14 protein-coding genes and 1 pseudogene are annotated in these 14,791 nt (G+C 60.7%); 9 read left to right on the top strand and 6 right to left on the bottom strand.

Annotation, left to right across the window (positions count from 1 at the left end):
* Window positions 1-85: 85 nt before the first annotated feature.
* Both ACA072_RS12320 and ACA072_RS12315 read right to left on the bottom strand, forming a co-directional pair.
* On the bottom strand, window positions 86-1,024 hold the full coding sequence (locus ACA072_RS12320) for a cyclase family protein (RefSeq protein ID WP_497624543.1): 939 nt from the start codon (window positions 1,022-1,024) through the stop codon (window positions 86-88).
* A 274-nt stretch (window positions 1,025-1,298) separates the two neighbouring features.
* A complete protein-coding gene (locus tag ACA072_RS12315; RefSeq protein WP_497624542.1) occupies window positions 1,299-1,481 on the bottom strand; it encodes a hypothetical protein in 183 nt (60 codons plus the stop codon).
* On the opposite strand from ACA072_RS12315, the gene ACA072_RS12310 reads away from it, so the two are divergent.
* The 7 genes from ACA072_RS12310 (at window position 1,471) to ACA072_RS12280 (ending at window position 9,705) form a co-directional block, all read left to right on the top strand.
* On the top strand, window positions 1,471-2,475 hold the full coding sequence (locus tag ACA072_RS12310) for a GlxA family transcriptional regulator (protein WP_497624541.1): 1,005 nt from the start codon (window positions 1,471-1,473) through the stop codon (window positions 2,473-2,475). The two genes, ACA072_RS12315 and ACA072_RS12310, sit on opposite strands and share 11 nt — an antisense overlap.
* 346 nt (window positions 2,476-2,821) lie before the next feature.
* Window positions 2,822-3,097, top strand: coding sequence for a hypothetical protein (locus ACA072_RS12305; RefSeq protein WP_497624540.1), 276 nt, complete (start codon window positions 2,822-2,824; stop codon window positions 3,095-3,097).
* A gap of 287 nt (window positions 3,098-3,384) precedes the next feature.
* Window positions 3,385-6,105, top strand: coding sequence for a magnesium-translocating P-type ATPase (gene mgtA, locus ACA072_RS12300; RefSeq protein WP_497624539.1), 2,721 nt, complete (start codon window positions 3,385-3,387; stop codon window positions 6,103-6,105).
* 188 nt (window positions 6,106-6,293) lie between these two features.
* On the top strand, window positions 6,294-7,949 hold the full coding sequence (locus tag ACA072_RS12295) for a Na/Pi cotransporter family protein (protein ID WP_497624538.1): 1,656 nt from the start codon (window positions 6,294-6,296) through the stop codon (window positions 7,947-7,949).
* A complete protein-coding gene (locus ACA072_RS12290; protein ID WP_497624537.1) occupies window positions 7,937-8,290 on the top strand; it encodes a DUF2493 domain-containing protein in 354 nt (117 codons plus the stop codon). Before ACA072_RS12295 ends, ACA072_RS12290 begins: the two co-directional genes overlap by 13 nt.
* Before the next feature lie 218 nt (window positions 8,291-8,508).
* Entirely contained in the window at window positions 8,509-9,279 is a 771-nt protein-coding gene (locus ACA072_RS12285) for a PA4824 family protein (protein WP_497624536.1), read from the top strand.
* A gap of 108 nt (window positions 9,280-9,387) precedes the next feature.
* Window positions 9,388-9,705: a DUF2388 domain-containing protein gene (locus tag ACA072_RS12280; protein WP_497624535.1), complete on the top strand. Its 318-nt coding sequence runs from the start codon at window positions 9,388-9,390 to the stop codon at window positions 9,703-9,705.
* 60 nt (window positions 9,706-9,765) lie between these two features.
* On the opposite strand, the gene ACA072_RS12275 is transcribed toward ACA072_RS12280, so the two are convergent.
* Window positions 9,766-10,686, bottom strand: coding sequence for a pyridoxal-phosphate dependent enzyme (locus ACA072_RS12275; protein ID WP_497624534.1), 921 nt, complete (start codon window positions 10,684-10,686; stop codon window positions 9,766-9,768).
* A 101-nt stretch (window positions 10,687-10,787) separates the two neighbouring features.
* The gene (locus ACA072_RS12270) at window positions 10,788-11,579 is read right to left on the bottom strand and encodes an SDR family NAD(P)-dependent oxidoreductase (RefSeq protein WP_497624533.1); all 792 of its coding nucleotides are present in this window, start codon (window positions 11,577-11,579) and stop codon (window positions 10,788-10,790) included.
* Window positions 11,580-11,704: 125 nt separating this feature from the next.
* Between ACA072_RS12270 and ACA072_RS12265 the strand changes: the two genes are divergently transcribed.
* Entirely contained in the window at window positions 11,705-12,652 is a 948-nt protein-coding gene (locus tag ACA072_RS12265; RefSeq protein ID WP_497624532.1) for a GlxA family transcriptional regulator, read from the top strand.
* A gap of 3 nt (window positions 12,653-12,655) precedes the next feature.
* Here the strand turns inward: ACA072_RS12265 and ACA072_RS12260 are convergent, their stop codons facing one another.
* Window positions 12,656-13,672 carry an MBL fold metallo-hydrolase gene (locus tag ACA072_RS12260; RefSeq protein ID WP_497624531.1) on the bottom strand — a complete coding sequence of 339 codons (1,017 nt, stop codon included), beginning with the start codon at window positions 13,670-13,672 and terminating at the stop codon, window positions 12,656-12,658.
* Window positions 13,673-13,780: 108 nt separating this feature from the next.
* Between ACA072_RS12260 and ACA072_RS12255 the strand changes: the two are divergent.
* A pseudogene (locus ACA072_RS12255) lies at window positions 13,781-13,882 on the top strand (isoprenylcysteine carboxylmethyltransferase family protein); the annotation flags it as partial.
* 208 nt (window positions 13,883-14,090) lie between these two features.
* Here the strand turns inward: ACA072_RS12255 and ACA072_RS12250 are convergent.
* Window positions 14,091-14,759 carry an HAD-IA family hydrolase gene (locus ACA072_RS12250; RefSeq protein ID WP_497624530.1) on the bottom strand — a complete coding sequence of 223 codons (669 nt, stop codon included), beginning with the start codon at window positions 14,757-14,759 and terminating at the stop codon, window positions 14,091-14,093.
* Window positions 14,760-14,791: the final 32 nt, after the last annotated feature.

Here is a 14,791-nt window from a genome sequence, read left to right as displayed (position 1 = left end):
ACTGCGTCGTCAGGTGGTTCACCACCCGATCGGCCAGTGCAAGGCAACTGGTCAAACCCGGTGATTCGATGCCGAACGGTGGGTATCAGTGAATCGCCACCGGGTTGATGTTGACCTGGGTTGAGCCCTTGTACAGCGGCTGGCCGAGGACAAACATGAACTCCCACGCCTTGTCCTTCACCAGCGCGCGGCTGTCGATCAGTTCAAGGTTGTAGATGCCGTTCTTGGCCAGCATGAATTGGTTGACCGGGAACTCCTGGCCGTCTTTGGCCGGGTAGATTTCCGAGGCCCAGGTGTCGCCGCCGAACGCGACGATCTGTTTGTCCGCCAGCCATTTCGCCGCGGCCATGCCGATGCCCGGTTCCACGGCGAGGAATTTCTCGTTGTCCTTGCCCAGCAGTTCCAGCCAACCGGTGTTGAACAGCACCACGTCGCCCTTCTGAATGCTGATGCCTTGCAGGTCCAAGGTCTTCAGGATGTCGGCGACGCTGAACTCGGTTTTCTCCGGCACGATGGTGCTGCCATACACGGCGGTCATGTCCAGCACCACGCCACGGGTGACGATGGGCGGGACTTTTTCGATGCCGAGCTTCTTCACGCCTTCCACGGTCACGAAGTCGGTTGCGCGGTTACCGTTGTAATAGACGTTGTCGATGCCGATATGGCCGATGCCGTTGAGCTGGGTGCCAACACCAGTCCAGCCGACCACCAGTTCATCGTTGAAGGTGAATCTGTTCGGCCCCATGGTGGTGCCGCCCGCCTCGCCCGGCTGGATGTTGGTCAGGTGAAAGCTGCGGTGACGGAAGGCCGGCAGGGTTTTGTCGATGGGCACGGCCAGCGGGTAGGTTTTGCCGGTCTTGATCAGTTTGGCGGCGTTGATCACCGACTCGGCGTTCAGCAGATTCAGCGCGCCGATTTCATCGTTGGCGCCGTATTTCGAGGGATACCATTTTTCGGCATCCGCCGCGTGGGCGGCATTGAGGGTGAACAACAGGGCAAACGGCAGTACCAATCGGGTCAGCATGAGCGGGGCCTTGTGAGGTTGCAGTTGACCCAAGGTACGCAGCCCGCCTGTGCGGAAACAGACAGGGATGGGCAATACAATTGTTCTGGATTGTCATGAGTGACACTTGTAGGAGTGAGCCTGCCTGCGATGACGGCGGCACATTCAACAGATGCGCTAACTGACAGATCGCTTTCGCGAGCAAGCCCGCTCCCACATTGGATGGGTGCCACCCTCAGGTCATATGACTGCCGCTGAACCCTGTGGGAGCGGGCTTGCTCGCGAATGCGGTGGGTCATTCAGCATCGATACTGGCTGACAGACCGTTTTCGCGAGCAAGCCCGCGCCCACGGGGAATGCGGTTAGCTGCCGCCACTTCGTCGTTTGGCGGTTGATCTCTGCCGGCAGCAATGACATAAACCCCGGAAATCCAGCCGCTTGAATCGGCGTCGCTGACAGCCAAGACCATGAACGACATAACCCGGACACCTCATACCGATCAGCCACGCTCTATCGTGTTCGTCGCGTTCCCGCAGATGGGCCTGCTGGATCTGACCGGGGCGCAAACCGTGTTCTGGGCCGCTTCCAAAGCCTCAGCCGAGCGCAGTTTGCCGGGCTACATCCGACACACCGCCAGCCTCACCGGCGGGCTGATTCAGACCGCGGAAGGCCTGGCGGTAGACACGTTGCGATTGAGCGACCTCGACGTACAGTCGATCGATACCTTGATCGTCCCCGGCGCGCCGGATATTCGTCACGCGATGGACAATTCCCAGGCGTTGGTCGCCTGGCTGAAATCGGCAGCGGTCAACGTCAGGCGCACCGCCTCCGTGTGCAGCGGCGCTTTTCTGCTGGCACAAGCCGGTTTGCTCGATGGCCGTCGCGCGGCGACCCACTGGGCGATGTGCGAGATGCTCAAGCGGGGTTTCCCGTCGATTGAAGTCGACAGCGATGCGATCTTCATCCAGCAGGGTTCGGTGTGGACGTCGGCGGGTGTCAGCGCCGGGATCGACTTGGCGCTGGCGCTGGTGGAAGCCGACTGCGGCCGTGATGTGGCGCTGGAGGTTGCCCGGGAACTGGTGGTGTTTCTCAAGCGCCCCGGCGGCCAGGCCCAATACAGCCAATTGCTGCAAGCGCAGACTGAGGACGGTGCCGCCTTCGACGATTTGCACCTGTGGATTGCGCAAAACCTGAGCAGCGAAAAGCTCACCGTTGAAGCGCTGGCGGAAAAGATGCAAATGAGCCCGCGAAATTTTGCCCGGGTCTACAAACTCAAGACTGGCCGCACCCCGGCCAAATCGGTGGAAGTGTTGCGACTGGAAGCCGCCCGACGCCTGCTGGAGGAGTCCGAGCGCAACATTGATCAAATCGCCCGGCAATGCGGGTTTGGTGATGAAGAACGCATGCGTTTTACTTTTCAGCGCAACCTCGGAATCTCGCCCAGGGATTATCGCAGTCGATTCTCCCGTTAATCACAAAGCCTGCAACTAACTGTCAATTAGCTGAACCAGTACCAACTTCAATATGACGATTCGAAGTTTTTTCCATTCAGACTTTGCATTTACAGCTATTGAAGGTTGACTTCACCGACCTCCCTGAGTAAATTGCCCGGGCCTTCGACGAAGGCCTTTTTTCAACTCACAAAAGAATCCAATGGACACAGTATCTAGTCGCTGTCGGGACACTGCGAATTCGCGGAACCTGGCACATAACCCAGTAAATGACGGGACTCGACTTTTCGGTCGGGTGAGCTGCGCTAGAGCTTGATGCTCCACCGTAACTTGCCTCACCGGCGTCCGTCCGGTCCAGAGGCATGTTATGAACTTCAAAACCACCGTAATGCCGGGCGTACGCGCCTTTGCATCGACCATGCGGGTCAAGCTTTGCCGTGACCGTCTGCTGACGACTCGGGTCAGCGCCCCGTTTTCCACCCCTTCGTCCCCTGCCACGGCACACCCTCGTGCCAACTGGCGCGTCTGCCCGATGACGGGTCGGCTTCAGCAACGCTGGAGCTTCGACGACAGCCAGGAACCACCGAGTCGGCGCATCGCGCGAATGCTCGGCCTGACCTTCGGGGCCCGCACTTTCAGTTGATCTGAAGGCACTTCAAAGTCCTTCCCTCAACGCTTTCCTTAATAGGGAATTCGGCAACTTCTTATTGCCTGTCAAAACACAAAGTTATTGGAGTTAGTTATGGACGAAGCCAGTAGACGGTTCGCTGCGTATCAACTTTCCATTGATACGCAGCGAACGTTAAAAACACAAGAAAACAACACTTTCGAAATTGATCGCCTGTTTGCGACTCGACATACATTCGCTCGCCTATGAATAGATGAGTGGGCTGTGTGTCGTGCCGCAAGACGGCGGCAGGAGCACACACAATGACGACTGTAAAAACTCGGGATATCCGCGCAAAAGGTGCCAGCAGCGACAACGCCAAACTGTCGATGCGTGCAGCCCGTGAAGCACAAAACGGCCTGGCCGTGACCCTCGCCAACCTCAACGCCACCCCTGACGGCTTGACCGAACTCGAAGCCGAAGGCCGTCTGGCCCGCGCAGGCTTCAACGAAGTCGCCCACGACAAGCCGCCTCACGCCATCGTCCAGTTGCTCAAAGCTCTGAACAATCCCTTCATCTATGTCCTGCTGACCCTGGCCGGCATCAGTTTCTTCACCGACTATTGGCTGCCAATCAGCCAGGGCGAAGGCGACGATGCGGACCTGACCAAGGTCATCATTATCATGACCATGGTTACCCTGAGCAGCCTGCTGCGGTTCTGGCAGGAATACCGCTCGGCCAAATCCGCCGAAGCCCTCAAAGCCATGGTGCGCACCACGGCAACCGTGTTGCGGCGCGGACAAAACGGCAACCGCCCGGTGCTGCGCGAAGTGCCGATGCGCGAACTGGTGGCCGGCGACATCGTCCAGCTCAGTGCCGGCGACATGATCCCGGCGGACATCCGCCTGATCGAATCCCGCGACCTGTTCATCAGCCAAGCGGTGCTGACCGGCGAAGCCTTGCCCGTCGAGAAGTACGACACCCTGGGCGACGTCGCCCAGAAGTCGGCAACCTGCAACGCAGCCGATCAATCCAACCTGCTGGACCTGCCGAACATCTGCTTCATGGGCACCAACGTGGTCAGCGGCACCGCCAAAGCGGTGGTGGTCGCGACCGGCCCGCGCACCTACTTCGGCTCGCTGGCCAAAGCCATTGTCGGCTCGCGGGTGCAAACCGCATTCGATCGCGGGGTGAACAGCGTCAGCTGGTTGTTGATCCGCTTCATGCTGGTCATGGTGCCGATCGTGTTCCTGCTCAACGGTTTTTCCAAAGGCGACTGGAGCGACGCATTCCTGTTTGCCCTGGCGGTCGCAGTCGGCCTGACCCCGGAAATGCTGCCGATGATCGTCAGCGCCAACCTGGCCAAGGGCGCGATGGCCATGGCCAAGCGCAAAGTGGTGGTCAAGCGCCTCAACGCGATCCAGAACTTCGGCTCGATGGACGTGCTGTGCACCGACAAGACCGGCACCCTGACCCAGGACAAGATCATTCTTGAACACCACGTCGACAGCAACGGTCGGCGCGATGACACGATCCTCGAACTGGCGTGGCTCAACAGCCATTACCAGAGCGGTCTGAAAAACCTGATGGACCAGGCCGTGGTGCAGTTTGCCAACAGCAATCCAAAGTTTCGTGTGCCGTTCGCCTACAGCAAGGTCGATGAGTTGCCGTTCGACTTCGTCCGTCGGCGCCTGTCGATCATCGTCAAGGACAGCCGCGACGATCACCTGATGGTGTGCAAAGGCGCAGTCGAGGAAATGCTGACCATCGCCAGCCACATTCATGAAAACGGCACGGTCGTGGCACTCGATGAACAGCGCCGCAAGGACCTGCTGGCCCTGGCCAACGAGTACAACGAAGACGGCTTCCGTGTGCTGCTGGTCGCCACCCGTGAGATCCCGAAAGCGCAGAGCAAAAACCAGTACAACACCGCGGATGAACGCGAGCTGGTGATTCGTGGCTTCCTGACCTTTCTCGATCCACCGAAGGAAACCGCGGGCCCGGCGATTGCTGCGCTACGTGACATGGGCGTGACCGTCAAGGTGCTGACCGGCGACAACGCCGTGGTGACGTGCAAGATCTGCCGCGACGTCGGGCTGGAGCCCGGCACGCCGCTGCTCGGGCCGGACATCGAGAACATGGACGACACCACCCTCAAGCTGCGGGTCGAAGAACGCACGGTGTTCGCCAAGCTGACGCCGCTGCAAAAATCCCGGGTGCTCAAGGCGCTACAGGCCAACGGTCACACCGTGGGTTTCCTCGGCGATGGCATCAACGACGCCCCTGCCCTGCGCGATGCCGACGTCGGCATTTCGGTGGACAGCGGAACCGACATCGCCAAGGAATCGGCCGACATCATTCTGCTGGAAAAGAGCCTGATGGTGCTGGAGGAAGGCGTGCTCAAGGGCCGCGAAACCTTCGGCAATATCATGAAGTACCTGAACATGACCGCCAGCTCCAACTTCGGCAATGTGTTCTCGGTGCTGGTGGCCAGTGCGTTCATTCCGTTCCTGCCGATGCTGTCGATTCACCTGCTGCTGCAAAACCTCATGTACGACATCTCTCAGCTGGCGCTGCCGTGGGACAAAATGGACAAGGAGTTCCTGCGCAAACCGCGCAAGTGGGACGCGAAAAACATTGGCCGTTTCATGCTGTGGATCGGGCCGACCTCTTCAGTCTTCGACATCACCACTTTCGCGCTGATGTGGTACGTGTTCGCTGCCAACAGCGTGGAGATGCAGAGCCTGTTCCAGTCCGGCTGGTTCATCGAAGGGCTGCTGTCGCAGACGCTGGTGGTGCATATGTTGCGCACCCAGAAGATCCCGTTCTTCCAGAGCACGGCGGCGTTGCCGGTGATTCTGATGACCGGGTTGGTGATGGCGCTGGGTATCTACATTCCGTTCTCGCCACTGGGCACGCTGGTCGGCCTGCAACCGCTGCCGTGGGCGTACTTCCCTTGGCTGGTGGGCACCCTGCTCAGCTATTGCGTGTTCGCGCAGATCATGAAAACGATCTACATCCGCCGCTTCAAGCAGTGGTTCTGATGGCCTGAGCCCCCGAAGCAAGGGGGCAAACCCAAATCACCTGAACACCACAATCCCCTGTGGGAGCGGGCTTGCTCGCGAATGCGGTGGGTCATTCAGCCGTGATGTTGGCTGACAGTCCGCTTTCGCGAGCAAGCCCGCTCCCACAGGGAACTGCGTTAAGCCTTATCGAAAAAGGGAGAGTCCTGATGTCGGGAACTACTCTACTGATCAACCTCGCAGGCGCCATTGCACTCTTGCTCTGGGGCACTCACATGATTTCTTCGGCGTTGTTGCGCGGCTTCGGCACGCCGCTGCGCCAGTGGCTGGGCCACAACCTGAACAACCGCCGGATGGCCTTGCTCTCGGGTATCGGCATCACCGGCATCTTGCAAAGCAGCACCGCCGTCAGCCTGATGGCGACGTCGTTCACGGCCGCCGGCACCCTGGGCCTGGCGCCCGCACTGGCGGTGATGCTCGGCGCCAATATCGGTTCGACCCTGGTGGTGCAACTGCTCAGCGTCGACGTTTCAATCCTCACGCCCATCGTGTTGCTCGCGGGTTTGATGGTGTTCCGTCTGCGCGATGACTCGCGCTACGAAAGCGTCGGCTGCGCGCTGATTGGTCTGGGGTTGATGTTGTTGGCCCTGCGCATGCTCGGCTCGACCCTGGCGGAAGTGGAAGGCGCGCCTGTCTTCCAGTTGATCATGCAGAGCCTGGACGGCGATCTGCTGATTGCGCTGCTGGTGGCGCTCATCCTCACGTGGCTGTGCCATTCCAGCGTCGCCGTGGTGTTGCTGATCGTGTCGCTGGCCGCCACCGGCCTGCTGTCTGCAACCACCCTCGTCGCGCTGGTGCTCGGTGTGAACATTGGCGGTGCACTGCCGTCGGTGATCAATGCCGGTTCAAGTGTCGGCCGACGGTTGCCGCTGGGCAATCTGCTGGTGCGGGCGCTCGGTGCCCTGGTGGTGTTGCCGTTTGCCGGTCTGCTGGCCGAGCTGAAACTGGAGCCGACGGTGTTGGTAGTGTCGCTGCACACGGGTTTCAATCTGCTGCTGGCGCTGGTGTTCATCGGCCTGACCGATGTCCTCGCCAAATGGCTCACTCATCTGCTGCCGGCGCCGGAGCGGGATGTCGATCCGGGCATGCCGCACTACCTCGACGAAGCGGGTCTGGAAGTCGCCAACATCGGCCTGTCCAATGCCGCCCGGGAAGCGCTACGCATGGCCGACATGCTCTCGGCGATGCTCGGCCGGTTGGTGCAGCTGTTCCACACCTCCGCGCCGGCCTGTGCCGATGAAGTGCGGCGCATCGATCAATCCCTGGACCTGTTGGGCGCGGCCATTCGCGCTTATCTGGCGGACATCGGCAAGGAAGGCATCAGTGACAGCGATGCCGATCGCTCCCAGGAAATCCTGCTGTTCGTGATCAACCTGGAACATGCCGCGGACATTCTTTCCAGCAGCCTGACGCAGTTGGCCATGCGCCGCTTGCGCCGCGGCGAACAGTTCTCGGCGTTTGAGCTGAGCAACATTGCGCCGCTGCACGATGCGCTGCTGGAAAGCCTGAGCCTGGCGATCACCGTGTTCCTGCGCGAAGACATTCCCACCGCGCATCACTTGATCCATCGCAAGGAGACCGTCAGAAGACTCGAAGCGCACGCCAGCCGCGAGCACTTTCGCAAGTTGCAGGAGGACAAAAACACCTGGGCCGAATCCGGCGACATCTTCCAGCGAGTGCTGCGTGACTACCGCCGCGTGCATCACCACATCGCCGCCCTGGGCTATCCGCTGCTGGAGCGAGCCGGTGAACAACCGGTCGAGAGTCCGGACCTGATCAAGGAAAACCCGTCATGCGCCTCTTGATCTGCGCGGGCCGCCATTACGCCGACAGCCGTCTGTGTCGGCAGGTCCTTGACGCCTTCCAGCGCATGCACCCGGTGCGTGTGCTGATCCATGGCGGCAATCAATACCTGGGCGGCGACATCGAAGAGTGGGCCCGGGAACAAGGCGCCGACATCGTGCGCTACCCGCCCAACTGGCAGCGCCACGGCAAGTCGGCTGAACGCCTGCGCAACCACTTCATGTTGCTCGACAGCCGACCGGATGTGGTCATCGCCCTGCCCGGTGGCGAAGACACCGAAGAACTGGTCGCCCAGGCCCGGACGGCCGGTTTGCAAACCTTATCGGTAGAGGATCGGGGCTGACACAACGCGGCCCTGTAGCAGCTGCCGAGCAGCGCGAGGCTGCGTTCGACTGCGCAGCAGTCGTAAGTCCGGCTGATGCGGTCTGCCTGATGTACCGCAATCGCTGGTTTTACGACTGCTTCGCAGCCCAACGCAGCCTCGCGCTGCTCGGCAGCTGCTACATGACCGCATCAGGGCTCAACCGCTTCTCGCCATCAAAAAATCTTGAGGTAAATTTCATGCAAAAACCAACTCGCCTGTTTGCGTCTTTCGTGCGCAACTTGCCGCCCTCCCAAAGCCGGAGCCTGCGGCGCAATCTTTTGTTCATCAGCCTCACCCTGGGCCTGATCGCGCTGCTCAGCATCATCTCCAGCGCCAACGCTGCCGGCGGGCCCTATGTGGTCGACGACGCCGGAATCAACGCCCCTGGCGAATGCAACATCGACGCTTGGTATCAAAACGGTCGGCACAATTCATCCAGCACCAGCGTGGTGTCACAGGACTGCACGTTCAAGGGCCTGCCCAACGTGCAACTCGGCGCCGCCGTACAACACAGCCGCGATGACGGGGATTCGGAAACGCAGTTGAGCCCGCAATTCAAGACGCAACTATTCTCACGGGAAGACCTTGGCCTTGAGCTGGCACTGGCGGGCTCAGCGCACTTGGCCTTCAACCGGGCTCATGCCTTCGATGGCGCAGACCTGAACCTGCCTTTCACCTACCAACCGCTGGAAACCCTGCGCCTGAACCTCAATGCCGGTTGGACCCACGCCCATGACGATGGCGAGCAAAACCATCGCTGGACCTGGGGCAGCGGCGTCGAATACGACCTGGCCCGCTCCCTGACGCTAATCGCTGAACGCTACGGCCAACAAGGCGGCGAACAGGCGTGGCAGGCCGGGCCGAGGGTGCATATCGGTGAGCGCATCGACGTCGATCTGGTGGTGGGACGCAACCTGACGGGGGAACGGGATCAATGGCTGACCACTGGGGCAACACTGCGATTCTGAACGCTATCGGACGCGGATAACGCATCAACAGGGAACTCCTGACGTTCGTAGGGCATCCTAAATGATGAGGTACTTCCTTTTTGCTTCACGCTTTCAGAGGACACCGTCATGCGCCGTCTGATTATCATGTCTTCCCTTTTGCTGTGTTTACCCTTCGGCTCCGCGATGGCCAAAGTGGACGCAGGCGATGTCGCCACCTCTGCCGGGGTTTCCGCATCGCTGTACTCGACGTTCAAGGATCACAAACTGGCGATTCCCGCCCGTGATGACGCCTCCAGCTTCGTTGCCAGCGGCGGCACGATTCGCGGTGTGTACCTGGAGTCGGTGTTGAATCAGATTCGCCAGGAAAATCCCGGACTCAAAGCCAGCGACGAAGAGCTGGCCAGAGCCATCCTGATCCGGGAAGGCGTTGCTGCTGGCCAATGAAGGTTGAAAGGGTAACGGTGGGGCATGCGACAGCCGGAGAGTGTGCAGCCCTGCCTTGCTTCACCCAGCGGACAAGCGCGCCCACCCGGCCACCAGCTGCGCGCTGATGCTGACCCCGCCACACACCACAATCACCACGTCATGGGCTTCGGCGATCGCCGGATGGTCCAGGTACGCCACTGCCAACGAAACCCCGCATGCCGGTTCGACCAACTGGCGCAGGTCGTTGGCGTAACGCACCACGCCCATGATCGCCTCGTCATCACTGAGCACGACACATTCGTAAGGAAAATCGAGGAGATGCTGTACCGGCCACGCGGCCACTTTGGCAGCGCCCAGCGATGTCGCGACGGTGTCGATGCGGGCCAACCTGACGGGATGTCCGGCCTCGATGGCGGCAGCGAAGGAGGCTGCACCCCGGGTTTCGCAGGTGACGATCCGGCAGTCCATGCGATGGTGCCGCATCAATCCGGTCAGCAGCCCCGCCAGCAATCCGCCGCCGCCCACCGACGTCACCAGCGCATCCACTTGAGGACAATCCTCAAGGACTTCATCAATCAGCGTGCTATGCCCTTCCCACAATACGGGATGATCGAAAGCTGGCACGTATTCGGTATCCGCATCCTGTGAAAGCTCTTTGGCCCGTTGATTGGCCTCGTCCCAGACCTTGCCGTGAACGATTACCTCGGCGCCGGTTTTCCTGATCCTGGCGCGGGTGGTTTCCGGGGTGGTGTGCGGGACGATAATGCAGGCTTTGAGCCCGAGGGCAGCGGCGGCCATGGCGGTGGCAAAACCGGCGTTACCGCCTGAAGGACAAACGACTTTGCGCATGCCCTGGGCCTTTGCCTGACTGCACAAAAGGCCCATGCCACGCATTTTGAACGAGCCGCTGGGTTGCAGGTTTTCCAGCTTGAGCCAGATGCGCCGGGTTGGCGTTGACAAGCCTGGGTGCAGAATCAAAGGCGTCCTGATGTGTAGCATCGCGAGCTCCCTTTGGCAGCACCGGCGTGTCGAGGTTTCGACGCGCCGGTGATGAACAATCCTTATCCAAGCTTAGTTCACCCTGCCCCACGGTCACCGTCTTACTGATAACGCGGTGCCGCCGATGAGTGGCCAAACGATCCCGACAGCACCTGGCGCTGAGCCTCGTAAGCGTCCCATTTGTCGCCCTCGTGCAGGCCCGGAATGGTCACCACTTCCCCTTGCGCCAACCCGGCCAGCGCGGCATCGACCATATTCTGCGCGGACATCACGATCTCTTGCGGCAGGTTCTCCACCGGGTTGCCCGCCTCGCTCCAGAAGTCAGTGGCGGTGGCGCCGGGCAACACCGCCTGGACGCGAATACCCTTGTCGGCCAACTCATGGTGCATCGATTGGCTCAGGCCCAGTACGAAAGCCTTGGTCCCGCCATAAACGCCGTTGAGGATTTGCGGAGCGATGGCGACGATGGAGGAAATGTTGATGACGGTGCCGCCGCCCCGTGCAACGAAGCCAGGCACCACGGCATAGGACAGGCGCATCAGCGCAGTGACGTTGAGGGTGATCATGTCCTGCATGTCATCCACCGGGCTGCCAAGCAAAGGCATCACGCCGCCAACACCGGCGTTGTTGACCAGCAAGGTGATGCTCGCGTCGTTGCGCAGAATGCTTTCAACCCGCAGCAGGTCGGCCTTGTCTTTAAGATCGGCGGCGACCACTTCAACGGCGCGGCCGGTTTCGTCGCTCAGGTGGTTGGCCAGGGCGTTGAGTTTGCCCTGGCTGCGGGCGACCAGAATCAGGTCGTAACCCTGCCGGGCGAGACGGTCGGCGTAGACCGCGCCGATGCCCGAAGAAGCGCCAGTGATCAGTGCGGTGCCTTTGGATGAGAGAGTCATGTTCAATTTCCTTCACAGTGAGGCGATAAGGTCGCCGGGTGTGAACCGTTATAAATTGACTCACGCTCGTCTCAAATGACGTTTAATGTACGTTTTCAGGACACTGGCTTTTCGAGGGCTTCAACATGACTTCCGTGGCGTTTGTGGTTTTCGAGGGTTTCCAGTCCATGGCGCTGGCGGCCATGCCGGTGTTCGAGTACGCCAACTTCAGCGCCGGCGAAGCGCTATATGAGGTCAGCGTGATCTCCGAGGATGGCCTTTCCCTGCGGGCTTCCGGCGGTTTGAGCGTCGGCACCCAAGCGTTTGATGAGCGGGTGTTCGACACGGTGATTGTGGTCGGCGGTGATTCGATTCTCGAGCAGGCGCCCGAGGGCGTATTGGCCTACCTGCGCGACAGCGTGAAAACCGCCCGGCGCACAGCGTCGATCTGTTCGGGGGCGTTCGTGCTGGCCCAGGCCGGTCTGCTCGACGGACGGCGCGCCACCACGCATTGGGCGTACGCGCGAGACCTGCAAGCGCGGTTTCCCTCGATCAAGGTTGAAGAGGACCGGATTTATGTGATCGACGGTTCCATCTGGACTTCCGCCGGCATGACCGCTGGCATCGACCTGGCGCTGGCCATGGTTGAAAAGGACCATGGCGCTGAACTGGCCCGTTCCGTCGCGCAGAAACTGGTGATGTACCATCGCCGCGCCGGTGGCCAGTCGCAGCATTCGGCCTTGCTGGAACTGGAGCCCAAATCCGACCGTATCCAGACCGTCCTCGGCTATGCCCGGGAACACCTGACATCCGCGTTGTCGGTGGAGCAATTGGCGGACGTGGCGCGCCTCAGTCCAAGGCAGTTCAGCCGGACCTTTCGCGCCGAGACCGGGCAGTCGCCGGCCAAGGCCATTGAAAACCTGCGTCTGGAGGCGGCACGACAGCTGCTCGAACGCGGACGCCTGACCCTCGACCAGATCGCCGCCGAGGCCGGCTTCACTGACCGCCGTCGCATGCGCGAAGCCTTCCTTCGGGCTTTCGGTCAACCGCCGCAGGTGATTCGGCGCAATGCCAGGTCGCAAATGCCGGCGTGAGGGTTAGCGCGCGGGAAGCGCCGCCCGCAGGTCGACCGCTTGATACAGCGGCATCAGCCGCAAGGCCACGTCATCGGCCAGGGCCAGTGGCATCAGCCTTTGCATCGCCACCTCGAAGGGGTCCATCCACGCAGGCATGGGGTGCAAGCCCTTGTCGAGCGGCTCGAAAAAATTATCCCAGTGGATCGGAATCACCAGCCGTGCGCCAGTGACTTGCACCACTTCGTGCCAGTAATCCCGGGCAAACTGCAGGTCTTGCTTGCCGAGCATACCGATGCCCAGAAACACAACGTCTGCCTTCACGTTCTTGAACATGCCTTGCGTGAAGTTTGCGCTGGGGTGGATCAGGATTCGTAGACCTTTGTGTTCGATCAAGTAAGAGTAATTGCCACCCTCCTTGTATTCTCTGGCTCTGGCGGGCGGTTTGAGCGGCACGTCGATAACCCCGGGGTATCTTGCGCCAGGAGAGTGAGGTGACAGGAAGGCTGTCACCGTGAACTTGCCGAACTCGAAAGGTTGTTGTTCGACAGTCGTGATTCGCTCGGGTGGAAGTCCTGCACCTGAGCCGATCGTGGCGACCGATGCTGACCCTACCAGCTTTGCCCCCGTGCGCAAGGCGACCACCGCAGAGTCGAGCGCATGGTCGTAGTGCGCGTGGGCCACCATCACCGCCGCCAACGTCGGGTTGCCAGCCGCTTGCAACGCCGCATCGATGCGGCCCCTGTCCGGTGCGATCTGCCCCAGCGCCACCCTCCAGAATCCCGGCCGCGAAAAGAAACCGTCGGTCATGATCGATGTGTTGCCATCGCTGACGATCAAGGTCGACACCCCCATGAATCGCGCTGTCACAGGGCCGTTGGCCAGCGATGATGGAGGCAGAACGAGTGCGGAATAAGGTTCGAGCGAAGGTGTCGAGCAAGCGACGACACCGCCCCCGATGACGGCGAGGAGCATCGTCAGCGCCATCAAGCGCCGAACACTTCCCAAGGCTATTTCACCGACAAAAAATGAATGGTTCATGCGCCCCTCCCTTTGCTCGACAGAACCGCTCATTGAGGCTAGCCCAAACCGGCGAATCAACAGGAGCACCCACACTGAAAACATCAGTGCAAAGAGGGATTGGGTGCCATGAAGATCTCGGCAAGGCTGGCGTTTATCGCCTTCGTCTCGACCCTCGCCTAACTCGGTCTCGCGGTGTGGGGGCTGGGCGGATTTGCGGCGTTCTTCGCCCTGCGCCGCTGGTGGTCGAGGCGTTGTTGAGGGCGCAGTTCGGGGGTGAATATGAGGCTTGTTGCGCGCGGAGTTAGCGATTGACTCCCGGGCTGTACTGAATAAACACAATCCAAATGTGGGAGCGGGCTTGCTCGCGAAGGCGGGGGGCAGTCAACATCAGTGTTGAATCTGACGGCCCCTTCGCGAGCAAGCCCGCTCCCACATTTTAGATTTTTGTCAGGCGGATATGGTTTTCGGGAGCCACTTGCGCCGCAACGCAGTCATAGCCGGCCAATGTCGCATGCGCCGTCTGAATCGGATGGTCATGGGTTGAGGTGATGATTACGAGGTCTGCCCCAGCCGCCTCTGCCGCGAGAATTCCCACAGTGGCATCCTCAAAAATCAGGCATTCGCTCACCTCGACACCTAAGCGCTTAGCCGCCAGTCGGTAACCCGCAGGATCCGGTTTGCCGGCGCTGACATCTTCGGCCGTGACCATGACATCAGGCTCGGGAATCCCCGCCGCTGCCATCCGCCGCAACGCCAGTGCCCTCGGTGCCGAGGTGACGATCGCCCATTGATTTGCCGGCAAGGACTTGAGGAAAGCCGCCGCACTGGCGACCTCGACAATCCCCTCCACGTCCTCGATTTCCGCCTCGGTAATCCACATCGCCTCGGCCTCGGCATCCACCCCGGGTAACGCCAGGCGGTTGATGGTATCGATGGCACGTGCACCGTGAATGGTCGGCAGGAAGGACTCGACATCCACGCCGTGGCGCAACGCCCAGGTGGTCCAGATGCGCTCGGCGGCGGCGATGGAGTTGAGGACGGTGCCGTCCATGTCGAACAGGAACGCGCGATACGGCGTATCAAAAACGGAGTCGTGGGCAGACAAGGATGAGCTTCCTTCGTGTGTCAGGCAGGTCC

The organism is Pseudomonas sp. LBUM1656 (assembly GCF_059716065.1).
This window is presented reverse-complemented; position numbering and strand designations above follow the sequence as displayed.